This is a genomic window from Humiphilus diazotrophicus, assembly GCF_059726315.1.
In genome coordinates, this window is sequence record NZ_AP040870.1 from 5,221,817 (window position 1) to 5,237,525 (window position 15,709).

At 52.6% G+C, this 15,709-nt stretch carries 10 protein-coding genes; 7 read left to right on the forward strand and 3 right to left on the reverse strand.

From position 1 onward, the window contains the following. Nucleotides 1-45 precede the first annotated feature (45 nt). The 4 genes from AC6I7T_RS21625 to AC6I7T_RS21640 are packed head-to-tail and all read left to right on the forward strand — an operon-like array spanning nucleotide 46 to nucleotide 2,860. Nucleotides 46-795 (forward strand): ATP-binding cassette domain-containing protein, encoded by a 750-nt coding sequence (locus tag AC6I7T_RS21625; RefSeq protein WP_497789726.1) that lies wholly within the window; start codon nucleotides 46-48, stop codon nucleotides 793-795. Further along, nucleotides 792-1,433, forward strand: coding sequence for an ABC transporter permease (locus AC6I7T_RS21630; protein ID WP_497789727.1), 642 nt, complete (start codon nucleotides 792-794; stop codon nucleotides 1,431-1,433). Before AC6I7T_RS21625 ends, AC6I7T_RS21630 begins: the two co-directional genes overlap by 4 nt. After that, complete coding sequence (locus tag AC6I7T_RS21635; protein WP_497789729.1) at nucleotides 1,430-2,314, forward strand: glycine betaine ABC transporter substrate-binding protein; 885 nt, start codon at nucleotides 1,430-1,432, stop codon at nucleotides 2,312-2,314. The genes AC6I7T_RS21630 and AC6I7T_RS21635 overlap by 4 nt, the downstream gene beginning before the upstream one ends. Before the next feature lie 15 nt (nucleotides 2,315-2,329). Next, complete coding sequence (locus AC6I7T_RS21640) at nucleotides 2,330-2,860, forward strand: DinB family protein (RefSeq protein ID WP_497789730.1); 531 nt, start codon at nucleotides 2,330-2,332, stop codon at nucleotides 2,858-2,860. Nucleotides 2,861-2,942: 82 nt separating this feature from the next. On the opposite strand, the gene AC6I7T_RS21645 is transcribed toward AC6I7T_RS21640, so the two are convergent. Together AC6I7T_RS21645 and AC6I7T_RS21650 are read right to left on the reverse strand one after the other, a co-directional pair. Beyond that, nucleotides 2,943-7,448, reverse strand: coding sequence for a glucoamylase family protein (locus AC6I7T_RS21645; protein WP_497789731.1), 4,506 nt, complete (start codon nucleotides 7,446-7,448; stop codon nucleotides 2,943-2,945). Between the two features lie 118 nt (nucleotides 7,449-7,566). After that, nucleotides 7,567-9,393, reverse strand: coding sequence for an ABC transporter ATP-binding protein (locus AC6I7T_RS21650; protein WP_497789732.1), 1,827 nt, complete (start codon nucleotides 9,391-9,393; stop codon nucleotides 7,567-7,569). Between the two features lie 774 nt (nucleotides 9,394-10,167). Here AC6I7T_RS21650 and AC6I7T_RS21655 point away from each other — a divergent pair. After that, entirely contained in the window at nucleotides 10,168-11,073 is a 906-nt protein-coding gene (locus AC6I7T_RS21655) for a GNAT family N-acetyltransferase (protein WP_497789734.1), read from the forward strand. An 8-nt stretch (nucleotides 11,074-11,081) separates the two neighbouring features. Further along, nucleotides 11,082-11,825 carry a lysophospholipid acyltransferase family protein gene (locus tag AC6I7T_RS21660; protein WP_497789735.1) on the forward strand — a complete coding sequence of 248 codons (744 nt, stop codon included), beginning with the start codon at nucleotides 11,082-11,084 and terminating at the stop codon, nucleotides 11,823-11,825. Nucleotides 11,826-11,841: 16 nt separating this feature from the next. Here AC6I7T_RS21660 and AC6I7T_RS21665 read toward each other — a convergent pair whose 3' ends face one another. After that, nucleotides 11,842-12,891: a LacI family DNA-binding transcriptional regulator gene (locus AC6I7T_RS21665; RefSeq protein ID WP_497789736.1), complete on the reverse strand. Its 1,050-nt coding sequence runs from the start codon at nucleotides 12,889-12,891 to the stop codon at nucleotides 11,842-11,844. 356 nt (nucleotides 12,892-13,247) lie between these two features. Here AC6I7T_RS21665 and AC6I7T_RS21670 point away from each other — a divergent pair, with 356 nt between their 5' ends. After that, a complete protein-coding gene (locus AC6I7T_RS21670) occupies nucleotides 13,248-15,638 on the forward strand; it encodes a glycoside hydrolase family 95 protein (protein ID WP_497789737.1) in 2,391 nt (796 codons plus the stop codon). Nucleotides 15,639-15,709: the final 71 nt, after the last annotated feature.

Genomic DNA, 15,709 nt, shown 5'->3' on the forward strand with positions numbered 1-15,709 from the left:
GAAAAAAGAGCCGGGAGCTACCCGGCTCTTTGTCTTTGGAGGCTTATGCCGGAGACGGGCATCGAGTTCCGCGCGGTCGGTTTGCAGCTTCCGAACGGACACCGCATCCTTGAAAACATCTCCCTCAGCCTGGAAAAAGGAAGCACGACTGCTTTGCTTGGGCGTAGTGGTTCGGGCAAAACGACACTGTTGCGTCTGGTAAACCGCCTGATTGATCCCACAGCTGGAGAGGTCCTGGTCGAAAGCAAGCCAACGATTGCCTACGATCCCATCGTGTTACGTCGCCGTATCGGCTATGTCATTCAAGAGACTGGTCTTTTCCCTCATTTCACCATCGAACGCAATACCGCGGCTGCTCTGGAGATTTCCGGTATCGGAAAAGCCGAACGTATCGCTCGTGCTCATCAGCTATTGATCTCGGTTGGCCTGGATGCTCAAAGCTTTGCCAAACGCCATCCACATGAGCTTTCGGGCGGACAACGCCAGCGTGTGGGGCTAGCGAGAGCTCTGGCGTCAGATCCAGCCTTATTGCTCATGGATGAGCCTTTTGGCGCATTGGATCCTCTGACCAGGGCAGAGATGCAGCAAATGCTTCGCGATCTTCTGCAACGAATGAGGAAAACGGTGCTGATTGTTACTCATGATCTCGATGAGGCCCTCCAACTGGCGCAACGCATTGTGCTTCTAGATTCAGGACGTGTCATCGCCGACTTGGCTCCTGACGAGATGTTGCATTCCGATCAGCCTGAAGTGCTCGAATATGTCGAAGCTTTTCAGCGGAGCCGCCGGATATGACAGACTTTTTGCTTCAACATTGGCGGGAAATTCTGACGTTGACCCTTGAACATCTTTGGCTTACGGCCTGGGCGATGTTCTTTGCCGTAGGTATTGGAATTCCGGCGGGAATCTGGCTAACGCGGCGACCGCAATGGGCTCGCTGGGTCCTGGGCCTTGCCAATGTTTTACAGACCATCCCGAGTCTGGCCATGTTCGGCTTTCTTCTTCCCTTACCCTGGCTTGGAGATAGGGCTGCCCGCTTGGCCATCGTTGCTTTGATTGCCTATGCATTACTGCCGGTATTGAGGAATACGTATGTAGGCATTCGTGGTGTCGATCCGGTTGTGGTCGAGGTGGCGCAGGCTCTGGGGATGACAGGAAGTCAGCGCCTCGTGAAAGTTGAATTGCCGTTGGCTGCCGACGTAATCCTTGCTGGAATCCGGACTGCAACTGTGATCTGTGTGGGCGTTGCCACGATAGCGGCTGCAGTAGGTGCTGGTGGCCTGGGTGAGCTGATTTTTCGTGGAGTGGCTTCGGTAGATAATCGCCTGGTGCTCAGCGGTGCAGTTCCGGCGGCTGGTCTGGCACTGATAGCCGATGGAATGCTCGGATTTCTGGAGCGTAAACTGCGTGTCCCGGGCCGGAGGAGGCTGTGAAGACCTTACTCCGTGCGGCCCTCCTGTTGAGCTGCTTGGGGTTCGTTTCGGCCTGTTCTCCTCCCCGCTCGAATTACCCCGTGATTGGAGCGAAGAACTTCACCGAGCAGGTTATTTTGGGGGAGTTGCTGGCGCAACACCTCGAAGCGAAAACCGGCTTGAAGGTTGAGAGGCGCTTCTATCTTGCCGGTAGCTACATTGCTCATCAGGCATTGATTTCAGGACGCATCGATGCTTATGTTGAATACACCGGTACTGCACTGACCGGCGTTCTGAAGCAGCGTCTGGTAAAAGACCGGGTTGCGGCGCGGGAGATCGTTCGCCGCCTTTATCGCGAGCGCTATGGGGTCCTGGCTGCTGCACCGTTGGGATTTGAAAATACGTTTGCAATGGCTATGCGCGGGACGGATGCGCAACGGTTTCACGTCCACACCTTGAGCGAGGTCGCCAGTATTGCTCCGCAGTTGCGTCTTGGTGTTGGTTATGAGTTTGAAGAACGTCCGGATGGTTTACGTGGACTGGAGGCCATGTACGGTCTGCACTTTACCGGCATCCCAAGAGTTATGGATCTGGGCTTGCTCTACCGGGCACTGAATGCAAAGCAAGTCGATATCGTGGCGGGAAATTCGACAGATGGCCCTATTCGTGCCTTTGGCTTGACTATTCTGGAGGATGACAGGCATTATTTCCCTCCTTACGAAGCCGTCCCTCTTGTTAGGGAAGATGCATTGCGGCGTTGGCCTCAAATGCGCGTTGCTCTGGATGATCTTGCAGGCAAGATAACTGCGGAAGAGATGCAAGCGATGAACAACGCCGTGGATGGGGAGCATCGGGATCCAGCAGAAGTTGTTCGGGAGTTTCGACTTAAGAAAGATTTGTAGCAAGGGAGATTGCGAATGCCAGTAACAATCAAACATGCTTTGCCTGAACCCTGGCTGCGCGGTACTCATGGAGATCTCCCCCCAGTGATACGAGCCGCGATTCATGCCATTGAGCTGGCCGATGAGGATACAAGCAGGTGGTGGGGACTCCTGAAGGAAGACGAGCTAAGTATGAGACCTTTCGGTCTGTCTCCGGTCTCCTTTCACATGCGGCATATAGGCAGAAGTCTGGATCGGTTGCTGACGTATGCGGAAGGCAAAGCACTTCAGGATGGTCAAATGGCCGGACTCAATTCCGAACTTAGCGCACGGGCGAATAAAGCTGAGTTATTGTCGGAATTCAGTACGGCAGTTCGGAGCGCTAAGGAAAGAGTTCTGGCACTTCAAGGTGTTGATCTCGAAGAGAAACGTACAGTGGGAAGAAAGCAATTGCCTACGACTGTAGGTGGATTGCTTGTTCACGTTGCTGACCACACACAACGCCACGCCGGTCAACTGGTAACTACGTCGAAGCTCATTATTGGAATGAGAACGGTGCGCTGCTAGCAAAGTGGATGGAAAGGGAACAACTCCAAAAAGCTGTTCCCTCTGCGTAACCCATCGCTCGGGTTACTTATAGCTGTAGTACTTATCCGGCTTTCGGCAATTGAGTAGATTCTTCCTGTGTAGCGACGATTGTACTGGGCGTATGCACAGGTTTGGTACGGCGGTTGTTGGATGGCAAGGCCGATTTCTTTACCGGCTTCTCCTGCAGCAGTAACTCCGTTGCACGTATTTGCGGGTTCGCGTGGAAGTAATACTGCATGAGATTTTGGTAAAGCAGATTCGTCAACGCAAGCAACGACATCCCTAAGTGATGGGCCATCCATTCCCGAACCAGTATCGGACGGTGTGTCGACTCTGTGTAATCCGCCGATTCGTAGAAGCCATAGGTCCCTATCCACCCTGCCGACTCCATGTAGTGGAGGTTGCGCATGCAGGTAGGAAGGTCCAGATTCATAGCTAGAAATGTTGAATACGGAGAGACGACCGGACCTGCATCGGCATCGATTTTGATCGCGACATCGGGTATTCCAAAGGCATGGTAGCCGTAGTGCCCCGCCGCATCCCGCTTGGAATGTCCACATTCGGAGATGCCCCACGGAATTCGAAAACTTCTACCGAAGTCGTGTTGTATGCCGACAACGTTACGAATCGTATTCCGAAGCAGAGTATCGGGATAACTCTGCATCCAGAGTGCGGGCATAAGATACTCGAACATCGTGCCCGTCCAGGATAGGAGCACTGGCCGGTTGAAGGCAACGATGTGGGTCCGGTCCAGCCGGAACCAGCTACGTTGTGGTATCTCGCCTTTGGCAACGGCAATATAGGAAGCTGTTCTTGCTTCCGAGGCAAGCAGGTCATAGCAGGCTGCATGCACTTCGTCCGTTTCGACGTTATAGCCAATCGATAGAAGCTGCCGCGATTCGTTATAGAGAAAAGCGAAATCCATTTGATCTGCCAGGGAGAACGAGTTCTCTGCCAGCCGGTGAAGAGAACTTATCAGCCTCTCCAGGTGCTCATGTGCCTCAGGGAGCATCGTGCGGAGTTTTTCCATCAAGACAACAGTTGGAGCATCCCCACTGGTGGCCCACTGGCGTCCTAATGCTGCATCAAGGTAGGTCGCATAGCTCGAGGCTCCTTCAAGCGTCAGATGTTGTGTTTCGGAATTGAGTTCGAATTCTGCAATGGCATGAAGCGGTACAAATTCGGGAAGAAGCCAGGGCAGGTAACCACGAACGATGCTGGCAAGCGTGCGAATGCGTTGGCCAAGCTCCATCGTCCACCAAGCAGCTTCGGAGTTTTCTTCTGCGGATATGAAATTGGATATGAGTGCTTCTGTTCCCAAAATCCATGCAATCCAGCTACTGAAGGTTGCATCTATGGCGGGCAGCTTGATTTCTGTCTGGGTGCGTAAGGTAGAAAGCTGCCAGATATCGTGAATGCCCTGGAAGAGATCTTTGGAAATAAGTGGTCGTTTCAGAAGTTCGCGCGTTCCTGTAGAGAAACAGTAGAGCGAAGCCGCAAGATTCCCGCTATCGACAGTGGATACGGTAGCCGGGCGAAGCGGTTCCAATGTGTGTGTTGAATACCAGTTATAGAGATGCCCTCGATGTTTCGGTAACTTATCGATGGAGGCAAAAGTTTGCTCTCCGAGAAAAGCATATTCGGGAATACTCAGAAAACCGAAACGAAGAGCTGCCTGACGTGCATTGAATAAGAGTCCCAGATTCGTTGGTGAGACTCGCGCAGCTTCCTTACGTCCGTCTTCTTCGATGTTATCGGGAATGAGATAGTTATGGGATTCCCCGCCCAACTCCAGGAAAAAGCGCCAGATCATCAAAGCGTGTCTACGTAGGAATTGCTCATCATTTGCTGATACCGTAAATTCTTTTTCGCGCGTCGATTGGTTGAGCCAGGCTGCGAATGCACTTTCGGCGGCCCAGAGAACCAGAACCGGCGTTGCTACGAGGATCGCCTTGCTGTTGATGATGGCAATCAGTATGCCAAGCCCCAATGAAATAAGTGGAGTAATTGCCAGATAGCGGTCAACTGCTGTTATCCTGCCTCGATTGCTCTCGGCCTCTGCAGCGGTTTCCCATTCCAGCAGACGTTGTCCGGTGATGAATCTTCGGATAAGTGCACGAGCAATTGCGTCAATTCCCAAGAGCGTTTGATGGGGAAGAAAGACAAAGTTCAAGAAGGTGATGTTCAGTGCCTGCAGGAAGTCAACAAGAGAATCCTTCAGGGCTGTCCAGCTAAAGCCCATCGCCAATCTTCCGAAGGAAAATGCCAGACGTACAAAGGTTGGCAACGCCATTAGAAGTAGCGTTGCGACTGTCCAATAAAGCGCCCCACCGGGCAGTCCAAACCATCCGGCGATGAACAGGATAAAGGTCAGCGGTTCGACCAGCGATCGGCGGAGGTTGTCGAAAATCTTCCAGCGGGAGATTGTCGAAATGGGATTACGAACAAAGCGACCCGTTTCATCGGGAACGCGTGAAAAGAGCCATTGCATAATCTGCCAATCACCGCGTACCCAACGGTGTTTGCGGCGCGAATATGCAGAATAGTGCGAGGGGTAATCGTCGATTACCTCAACGTCGGTTACAAGTCCTGCTCGCACATAGGCTCCTTCGATCAGATCGTGACTGAGGAGCGAGTTGCGCGGAAAGCGGCGGTCGAGGACAGCGTGAAAAGCTGCTACTTCGTAAATGCCTTTGCCTGCAAAGATGCCTTCTCCATAAAGGTCCTGATAAGTATCGGAGACAGCACGCGTGTATGGATCGAAACCTGCCTGCCCTGCAAAGATCGAGGCAAGACGGGAGCGTGAGGCCGATTGCACACTGATGCCGACGCGAGGCTGCAGAATCCCATACCCCTGAGTAACGATCCGCAGTTGCGGATCGATCACGGCCCGGTTCAACGGATGAGCAAGCGCACCGATCATCGCTGCGGCAGTGCCACGAGGAAGTTGTGTATCGGAATCCAGTGTGATGACGTAGTGAATGCGTGGAAGCACGTCCAAATTGCCGGTCTTAACAGGGAAGCTGTCGTATTCCTGACTTAGCAGTTTGTTGAGATCGATGATCTTGCCACGCTTCCGCTCCCATCCCATCCAGACACCTTGGCGGGCATTAAAAATTCGATGACGATGCAACAATAGAAAACCTCCGGCACCATTGGAGGCATATTTCCGATTGAGTTCATCGATGGAGCGGAGTGCCAGATCAACCAGTGGATCTGTGTCGTTTTCACGAGGGCGTGAGATTGAATCGGGAAGATCCGTCAGGAGAGCGAAATGCAGATTAGGATCCTGATTAGCCAGGAAGCGAACCTCTAGATCTTCCAGCAGTTCGCGTGTCTGCTTCTCGTTTATCAGTAGAGTCGGTATTGCAACCAGTGTGGTGAGTTCTTCCGGAATTCCTTTGCTAAGGTCGAGTTTGGGTAGACTGCGAGCGGGGAAGAGCGAGGTAACTGTGTTATTGAAGAGGTCCACCGCTCCCTGAGTCGCTGGGACTAACAGTAAAAAGAAGGCCCAAAGCAGTCCCCCGAGAATGGTGTAGTTGGGAATCAGAGGTGCAAGAATAATGGCCAGCAAAAGGAAGCTGACGACTTCAATTCCACCGATGTAGAAGTCATCGGGGTGGCGTTGCAGCCACAGGCGCAGACGCTCTCCCATCGGTGGTCTGTAGCCGATACGTGAGGACAACAGCGACAGACCTTGATCTATCATCAGATAGTAACCAATGTGGGTTCGCCTCAGAAAGAGCCGTGCATCGGTCAGTGGTTGTTGCTTTGCTTCTTTTGCCAGGTCCAAGCACGTTTGAGCAACTTGTATTTCGCTGCAATCGGAATATCTGGACAGATGGGCGATCTTCTTGCGATAAACCTCGCGGCTCTCAAAATCCATGCGGCTGTAGGCGTGAGCGGGATCTTCGCAAAGCAAATGATCGAATGCAATGAGTGGTTCCAGGATGTCGGGCCAGTCAGTTTGGCCTATCTCTCTCAAGCCTTTAAGCTGCAGAGAAAGAGGCGTATTGATTGAGGCGTGAATAGGCGCTTCTTGAGTAAGAAGCCCTTCTGCCGTTGTCAGGCAACGTTCAAGTAGTGCGAATTTGATTGCGCTCGGCAAGGCCCAATGCTCTTCCAGGAGCAAAGGATCGAAGTGCTGCAGCTCTTCCAGATAAATCGTGAAAGAGTCGAGCGACCACTCTCCCTTGGTTGCGTCGAAGTAGGAGGCAGCGGCTGAGACGATTCTGGGCTCGTCTCCTTCCGGCGACAGGAGGACTCGCGGGTAGCTCGTTACCTTTTCGCGAACGGAGTGGATATCGGCAGCGGCAGCACGCAACAGCCGGGTGTTTTCTCGAAGATCGTGTAGAGGTGTGAATAGCTCACCCTCTGCTGCCGGAGGCATCGTTGACAACTGCTCGATGAGCAGGTCGACACGCTCTTTTGCATTTTCGATTCTCTGCGGAAAGGTACTCGGTTGTACGGGACGGTGTAGAACCCTCCAGGTTCCTGGCACGGCAGCAGCGTGAGCCCGGAGAGCAGTAGATATCTGTGTGCCGGAAAAAGGACTGGGGTCAGTCATGAAAAGCCTCTCTCTTTACCATTCTCACTTTTGCTCTGGTCCGGTATGGAGCGTATTCGATAATTTTCTCGGACGCTGAGCAGCCGAATCTTGCGACACTCGGATGATGCCGAAGTTACTAGCGATAACTGGCTGCCTGCATCTCGAACATTTCAGCATAGCGACCACCTACGGACATCAACTGTGTGTGGCTGCCTTCTTCAACCAGGCGTCCACCTTCGAGAACTACGATACGATCTGCCATTCGGACAGTAGAAAAACGATGGGAGATAAGTAGTGCCATTTTGCCTTGCGTCAACTCGGCAAAGCGTTCAAAAACTTCCAACTCTGAACGGGCATCGAGCGCTGCTGTCGGTTCGTCGAGAATGAGCAACTGTGCGTCCCTGAGATAGGCCCGTGCCAAAGCCAGTTTCTGCCATTCTCCACCTGAGAGATCGACACCACCCTCGAATCGCCGGCCGAGCATCTGTTCATACTTTCCTGCCAGTTTGGCGACAACTCCTGCAGCCAGGCTCTTTTCTGCGGCATATCGGATGTCTTCATCGCTGTGTAGTTGATCGATACGTCCAACAGCGATATTTTCACGCGCCGTCATCTCATAACGCATGAAGTCCTGAAAGATGACCCCGATCTCGTGATGAAGATCTTCTACCGAGTATTCCCGCAGGTCGACACCGTCAAGCAGAATCCGCCCTTCAGTTGGGTCGTATAAGCGGGTAATGAGCTTGACGATAGTTGTCTTGCCTTGGCCATTCTCTCCGATAAGAGCAATGCGTTCCCCGGGTGCTAAGTGGAAATTGAAATTCTTGAGAATTCGGCGTTGGGCTCCGGGATATGCGAAAGAAACATTCTGGAATTCAAAGCCGCGGCGAATTGGACGCGGAGCAGGCAGCGCATTCGGCTTCGATTGAACCGTAGGCTTCATTTCCAGGAAGGCAAGCAAATCCGTAAGGAACAAAGCCTGATCTGCAATGCCGGAAGCTGTAGAGAAAACCTGTTGGATATTTGAACTTGCTTGGATGATGGCGCCGGTCAAGAAAGTCAGCAAGCCGATGGAGTAGGCACCATGAACGGCTCGCCAGATGACGAAAGCATAAGCACCGTAATAACCAAGAGTGCCTATGATGGAAAGAATCCCACCTGCGAAGAGTTTTCTTCGCGCCAGATCTACATTCTCGTTATAGATCTGTGTAGCAAGAACATCGAAACGTTCCGTCAGATATTTTGAGAGGCCAAAGAGCTTGAGCTCTTTAGCTGCTTCCTTGCTTCCTCCTACCTGGCGGAGATAATCCATCTGCCGTCGAACGGGTGTCTGCCGAAAGTTTTTTGCATAACCAAGAAAGGCGAAATGACTTTCCCCGAGGAAGGCTGGAAGAACGCCCGCAATCAGCAGGAACAACAACCACGGGGAGTAGTACAAGAGTGCCGCCGAGAACGTAATGGTGGTCATGATTTGCTGAATCAATCGCCCCATTGACTGGATCATCGCCAAACGATCTGTAGCTTGCACGCGCGCACGTTCAAGACGGTCATAGAACACCGGATCTTCGTAGACCGTTACATCCAGAGCTGCGGCGTGACGCATGACCTCGACAGAGACATGATGTGTATATCTGTCCGCTAGAAGTTGATCACAGTAATCGATGAGGCGCATAACGATTCCGGACAGGACGGCAAGTGCCATTTCCAGCGCGACCAAATACCAGAAATGAGGGGCCAGCGGCTGGTGGTAACTTATTACCCGATTCGTTCCGTCAACGATGTATTGGGCAACTTTGCCAATACAGATCGGCAAGAACGCGACCAGCACCCGCAGGATGATGTTCCATGTCACAACCGCCGGTCCGGACTCCCATACGAAGTGCAAAACAGGCGGAATATTGCGAAGCGCACGTAAACGATCTCCCCATGCGCTTTGAGCCGAGAGTGTGCTGGTTTCAGTCATTCGTGGTATAGAACACCTGAGCCTGTAAGAACGGGCGAATTTCGTTTTGGTTTACAGCGAAGTATCTAGCTTTACTTTGCTCGAGCTTGGTAACCGGCTTGCCGGTTGCCATCGGGCGGGTTGTGTTGTGTGATGCTTATGTTGCATGCAGCACCTCTCCGCCACACCCATCATAAACTTCGGTAGATCCGTTTATTTGTACAACTTCTGTAAGTTGAATAGGATGCCGTTCTTTGTCTCTGGCGTTGCGTGAGAACGTTCTGGATCCGAGATGCCCTTCGCTGAATTTAATAATCTCGATAACTCGAAGGCCCTGCCCCTATTTAAGAGCAGTATCAGTTACGAATAGCGGAGTATTTGCGAAATATGTGTTCAGGGTCTCGAATCATTTCGTCCTAAAGCGAAACCTCCTGGCGATGCCTGCTGTTTCGAAATTGGTTGCTCTTGACGAAGGCGTAAAATTCGAAAGTCTGTAGAATGAGGAAGCCATGAAACTTGCGGTTTTGTGTAAGCAGAAAAGACAACAGTGAGTGTCTGTAACTGTGCAAGTTCCGTGGGGAAGGGGTTTACCGCAAAGACGATTCAAAACCAAAGAAGGGCTAGGACGAAGGTGCTCCCCGGACCGGAGTTGGAGAAATGGAATTGGTCGTACCACTCGTCTGGATTTAGATGTTCTTCTGTGGAAGTAATTTGAAACGGAAGATTTGTGATTTCCCTCACAAATCTAGAGGTGTCAATCGGGGAAAGCCTCAAAGTTTTGCGGAATTTTTACGTATGACTCAGAGAAATCAGGAGGATGATGGTTGGGTGTTCACCACTAACCGTCGGAATTTACAGCGCCGCATGGCAACCGGTACCGCGCAGCTGTTAGATCTAGATCACGTTGCCACCGGGTCTGTTGCCCCCCAGGCACTTCCTTCCTTGTCCGACAAGCTCCATTTGGCAGGAGATTTCGGACGATATCGTCTTAGGTTGGCTGAATCGGAAGCGGAACGAATCGAAGCCTGTCGCCTTCGTTTCAAAGTCTTCAATATCGAATTGGGAGAGGGACTCCAGGCCTCCTATAAAACGGGGCTCGATACCGATCAGTTCGATATGGTTTGCGATCATCTGCTTGTCGAGGAGAAGGCAGGGCGCCGGGTGGTGGGTACCTATCGCATGCAATCTGGCGATGCTGCCCTGAGAAATTTGGGATATTACTCGGCCCAGGAGTTCGATTTTGCTCCCTACGAGTGCATTCGCTCGCAGACTTTGGAACTGGGGCGTGCTTCGATTGATAGAGAGCACCGCAGCAGCGAGGTCCTGACTTTGTTGTGGCGGGGAATCATACAGTATGCCCTGCACTACAATCTGCGTTATCTGATTGGATGCTCGTCCTTGACCTCCCAGAACCCGCGTGAGGGCTGGGCCATGTATGAGCAGCTGAAGTCCTGCCTCGCGGCTCCCGAATTCCTTACTTTGCCTACGGCTGCCTTCGAGTGTCCTTCACAGGAAGAAGGATCGAATGAGACTCCCAAAGTCCCCAAACTGCTAAAGACGTATCTGGCCTGCGGCGCAAAGATTTGTGCGACCCCTGCCTGGGATCGGGAGTTTGGTACCATTGACTTCCTGACTCTGATGGATATGGAGGATATAACGCCGGCTGCGAGAACTCGTTTCATGTTGCCCGGACGTTCCTAAGTATTTCGTTGAAGGCTTATTTCCGGCTGACCAAGTTGGTCCTTGTAATCGTCTTTGCCCTGGTTGTGTTTGGTATGCGCAGCCTGCGTGGCAGGCTTTCTACGCGTCAACGCGCTGAATGGCTGCATTGGACCTGTAAACTTATTCTCCGCTTCCTTGGCATCGAGCTGGTGCAAAGCGGAGTACCTCCTCAGCACGGGCTCCTGGTCTCAAATCATCTGAGCTATCTGGATATCTTGATCTATGCAGCTTCTGCCCCTTGTGTCTTTGTCTCCAAGGTCGAAGTACGCTCCTGGCCGCTTATCGGCCTGGCTGCAAGCTGTTGTGGAACGGTTTTTATCGATCGCTCCAGTAAAGCGAGTGCAGCAGCTGCTGCTGAGCAGATGAAGAGCCTGTTGGCGGAAGGTGTTCCGGTGTTGCTATTTCCAGAAGGGACCAGCACGGATGGATCCTCTGTTCTGAAATTCCACTCCACATTATTTGAACCCGCAGTTGCCCATCAGATTCCAGTCTCTGCAGCGGCTATTCGCTATCTGGATGGATCGGATTATCAGGAGCGAGATCTCTGCTATTACGACGACATTCACTTTGCACCGCATATATTGCAGACGATGGGGCGGGATGGCCTGACTGCTCGCCTGGATTATGCTCCACAGCCCCACATCTATGCGCAAAGGCGTATGGCTGCAGACGAAGCCAGAAATGAAATCGTAGCCTTACGCTCGCTGCAGAGTACTTCCGCTCTTGTTTAGGTAGTTGGGAAGTACCTCATCCTTCGCTTGGAGGAGCAGCGGTAGAAGCTCTCAAAATCAGATTCGTGCTTACCGCATACTTGCGCTTTACTAGCGGCGGATTTTCTTCCACCTGATCGAGCAGTGCATTGAAGGCAGCCCGAGCCAGGTCCAACCGCGACAAGCGAATCGTCGTAAGAGGGGGCAAAGTAAATTCCGCAAAATGGATGTCATCGAGGCCGATGACAGAGATATCTTCCGGCACCCGCAACTTTGCATGATAGGCAGCGCGTAGAACGCCGATAGCGGTCTGGTCGTTCGAGCACATGATTGCTGTCGGCGTGATCTTCTGCGAGAGGAGCTCTTCAAAAGCGCTGACGCCACCTTCAGGGGTGTGATCGCCTTCGATGATCCACTGCTTGCGAATCTGCAGACCAAACTCTTTCATCGAGTTGGTAAAGGCTGCCGACCGGCTAAGTGCCGAGTGCAAGGTGCGTGGTCCGCTGATGAATGCCACTTTTTGATGTCCGAGATTATGCAGGTGCTGCACTCCTTCACGGATACCGCTCTGGTAATCCAGCAGCAAGGTGCTCATCCTGGGGTTCTTCAGGGCAAACTCTGCGACCACCAACGGCACATTCCGGCTGGTAAGCTGCTCGAGTACAGGTTCCTCCAGGCCGAAGGTCATGACGGCCACGCCCTCTACTTTGCGCTCCAACATGCGGCGGACACACGTCATAAGGCGTTTGAGATCGTTATTGGTCGAGCTGATCAGAATCTCGTATCCATGGTCGACAGCAATCTCTTCGAAGCCCTGAATGAGTTCCGGGAAGAAGGGATTGGTGATTTCCGGAACGATCAACCCAAAGATACGGCTGTGACCGGAGACCAGTCCCCGCGCCTGCGTATTGGGGAAATAATTCAGTTCTTCAATCGAGGCCCATACCCTTTTGGCAAGTTCTGGACTAACCGAGGGGACAGAATTGATAACACGAGAAACCGTCGCGATGGATACACGCGCATTTTCGGCAACCGTTCGAATGTCGAGCTTGGCTTTGGTGCTCTTGCGCTTCCTTTTCTGGATCACGCCGCGTATCTTATCCTTTTCCTTCGTTTAGGCACAGTACTTTCTGCGGAAGTAGCTGTTTTTTGCACCTCTGGACGGTATCTTTCGATATCCCGCCTGTTGGGATTTTATTCCAAAGATGTGATTGGGCTGCACCGGTTCCGGAATCTGAAACGGCTGGAATTACAGGGGATTTGGCGGTTTCCGCTTATTTCTCAAGAAGCATTTGTCTCAAAACTATTGTCTGATACCGCATTTTGGAGATGCTTCTTAAGTTCCTATCAAGTGGTTGGGGCATTACGATATCTTGGTTTTTCCCGATCCTATTTCGGTTGATCAATAGAGCGTTTGTTGAATTGCTTTAGAGCAGAGGCGGAATGAAACTGCAGGTTTTTTGTCGTTGTTTTTCAAGAGCAGCAGGTGCTGCGCTTTTGTCTTGTGTCTTGGGACCGGTTGTCCTGCAAGCTCAGGAGCATATGCCAATGGTGCTGTGGTACAGGCAGCCTGCTGCGCTGGACCATTGGACAGATGCTTTGCCTATCGGTAATGGCCGGATGGGTGCCATGATCTTTGGAGGAACGGATAAAGAGCGGATCCAACTGAACGAGGATACCGTCTGGAGCGGGGAGGTTCGGGACAGGAAGAACCCCGAGGCAGCCAAAACCGTTCAGGAGATGCGGCGGCTTCTGTTTGCTGGCAAGGTTGGAGAGGCCGAACAGCTGGCCGATCCGGGAATGATCGGCATTCCTTCACGTCTTCCGCACTACGAGCCGTTAGGCGACCTGTTGTTGAATTTCTCAGCCAACGGTGCGGTTACCGATTACAGACGGGATCTGGACCTGGGAACCGGCGTTGCCCATGTAAGCTACACCCAAAATGGGGTCCACTATGCGCGAGAGATTTTTGCCTCCGCTCCCGATCAGGTAATCGTCATTCGCCTGACAGCTGATAAGCCTGGAAGCATCACTTTTCATAGCACCTTGACGCGAATTGCGGATGCAACAACATCTGCGCAGGGGAAAGATACTCTTGCGTTGCAAAGCACTCCCACCCGTCCGGGATTTGTTCGGTTTTTGGCGGAATTGAAAGCCGTTGCCGAAGGTGGCAGTGTCCAGGCGGAAAAAGATCAACTATCGGTTTCAGGCGCGAACTCAGTCACGTTGATTCTTGCTGCCGGAACCAATCTGGATCGCAAGGATTTCATCAAGGATTGCACCAAAGACCTGGATGCGGCAAAGAAGCCGTATGCCTCTTTGCGCTCCGCGGCTGTTGCGGATCATTCTCGCTATTTCAATCGTGCATGGCTGCAGCTGGGAGGCGAACAGGACCCGCTTGCGGGCGTACCGACAGACGAGCGCTTAAAACGTATGCAGCAGGGCTCCGATGACGAGCATCTGCTCATGCTCTATTTCCAGTATGGCCGGTATTTGCTGATTGCCAGCAGCAGGCCCGATTCTCCCGCTCCTGCAAATCTGCAGGGAATCTGGAATGAGAGCATGAATCCACCCTGGGGGAGCAAGTACACGATCAATGTCAATACGGAGATGAATTACTGGATCTCCGAAATTGGCAATCTCTCGGAGTTGCATCAGCCGCTCTTTCGCCTGGTCGATCAGACACGGGGACCGGGTGCGGATGTAGCCAAGGCGTATTACGGGGCTCGTGGCTTTGTCTTGCATCACAATACGGACATCTGGGGTGACGCTATCCCCATAGATAGCTACCGTTCGGGGGTCTGGGCGATGGGTGCCGCCTGGTTGTCACTGCACTACTGGGATCATTACGAGTTCACCGGAGACAAGAAGTTTCTGGATGAACGTGCCTATCCCGTTATGCGGGATGCTGCCGAGTTCCTTCTCGACTACCTGACTCCGGATTCCGACGGACATCTGGTTTCGGGACCCTCTCTCTCTCCCGAGAACCGTTACAAGCTTCCCGATGGAAGTGCGCACTCACTGTGCATGGGACCTGTGATGGATATCGAGATTGCCAGAGAGCTGTTTTCGCGACTAATCGAAGCCAGCGACGTCTTGAAGAAAGATCCGGCCTTTCGCGGCCAGTTGCAGTCTGCTATGCAAAAACTGCCTCCTTTCAAGATTGGGAAATATGGCCAGCTGCAAGAGTGGCAGCAGGACTATGAAGAGGCTGAGCTTGGCCACCGCCATATCTCGCACTTGTGGGCACTCTTTCCGGGCGACCAGATCAGCTATGCAAAGACTCCGGAACTTGCCAAGGCTGCCCAAACCACTCTTGATCGTCGGCTTGCCCACGGTGGGGGAGCTACAGGGTGGAGCCGCGCGTGGCTCGTGAACTATTGGGCACGTTTGGGAGAGGGTGACAAGGCATATGAGAGCATCGAAGTTCTGCTGCGCCGGTCCACTCTTCCCAATCTGTTCGATAATCACCCGCCATTTCAAATCGACGGCAATTTTGGTGGCGCAACAGGCATGATCGAGATGCTGCTCCAAAGCCAGAATGGTGAGTTAAGATTCCTCCCTGCATTGCCTCATGTCTGGCAGCAGGGAAGTTTCACTGGTCTGCGTGGCCGTGGCGGTTGGGAGATCAGTCTCAAATGGAACCAGGGGAAAGCGACGGAGGCAACGCTCAAAGCCGGTTTGACTCTCACTCAGCGGCTTTGTGCTCCTCGCGGTCAGGGCATTGCCAGCCTGACCAGTGATGGTAAGCCAGTAGCATTTGAGAAGGCGACGGATGGAACTATTTCGTTTGCAGCAAAGAGCGGTTCGACATATCGCGTGACGTTTCAATAGAGCATCCAGCTTTCGGTACAGCCGAGTGGGCTGAATTTCCGTAAAGCGACCGTGCTCGATGAAAGATCAAA

Bases quoted from the DNA above. Each gene is read 5' to 3' on its own strand.
- AC6I7T_RS21625 (WP_497789726.1), top strand. From the start codon at position 46: ATGCCGGAGACGGGCATCGAGTTCCGCGCGGTCGGTTTGCAGCTTCCG.
- AC6I7T_RS21630 (WP_497789727.1), top strand. From the start codon at position 792: ATGACAGACTTTTTGCTTCAACATTGGCGGGAAATTCTGACGTTGACC.
- AC6I7T_RS21640 (WP_497789730.1), top strand. From the start codon at position 2,330: ATGCCAGTAACAATCAAACATGCTTTGCCTGAACCCTGGCTGCGCGGT.
- AC6I7T_RS21645 (WP_497789731.1), bottom strand. From the start codon at position 7,448: ATGACTGACCCCAGTCCTTTTTCCGGCACACAGATATCTACTGCTCTC.
- AC6I7T_RS21650 (WP_497789732.1), bottom strand. From the start codon at position 9,393: ATGACTGAAACCAGCACACTCTCGGCTCAAAGCGCATGGGGAGATCGT.
- AC6I7T_RS21655 (WP_497789734.1), top strand. From the start codon at position 10,168: ATGACTCAGAGAAATCAGGAGGATGATGGTTGGGTGTTCACCACTAAC.
- AC6I7T_RS21670 (WP_497789737.1), top strand. From the start codon at position 13,248: ATGAAACTGCAGGTTTTTTGTCGTTGTTTTTCAAGAGCAGCAGGTGCT.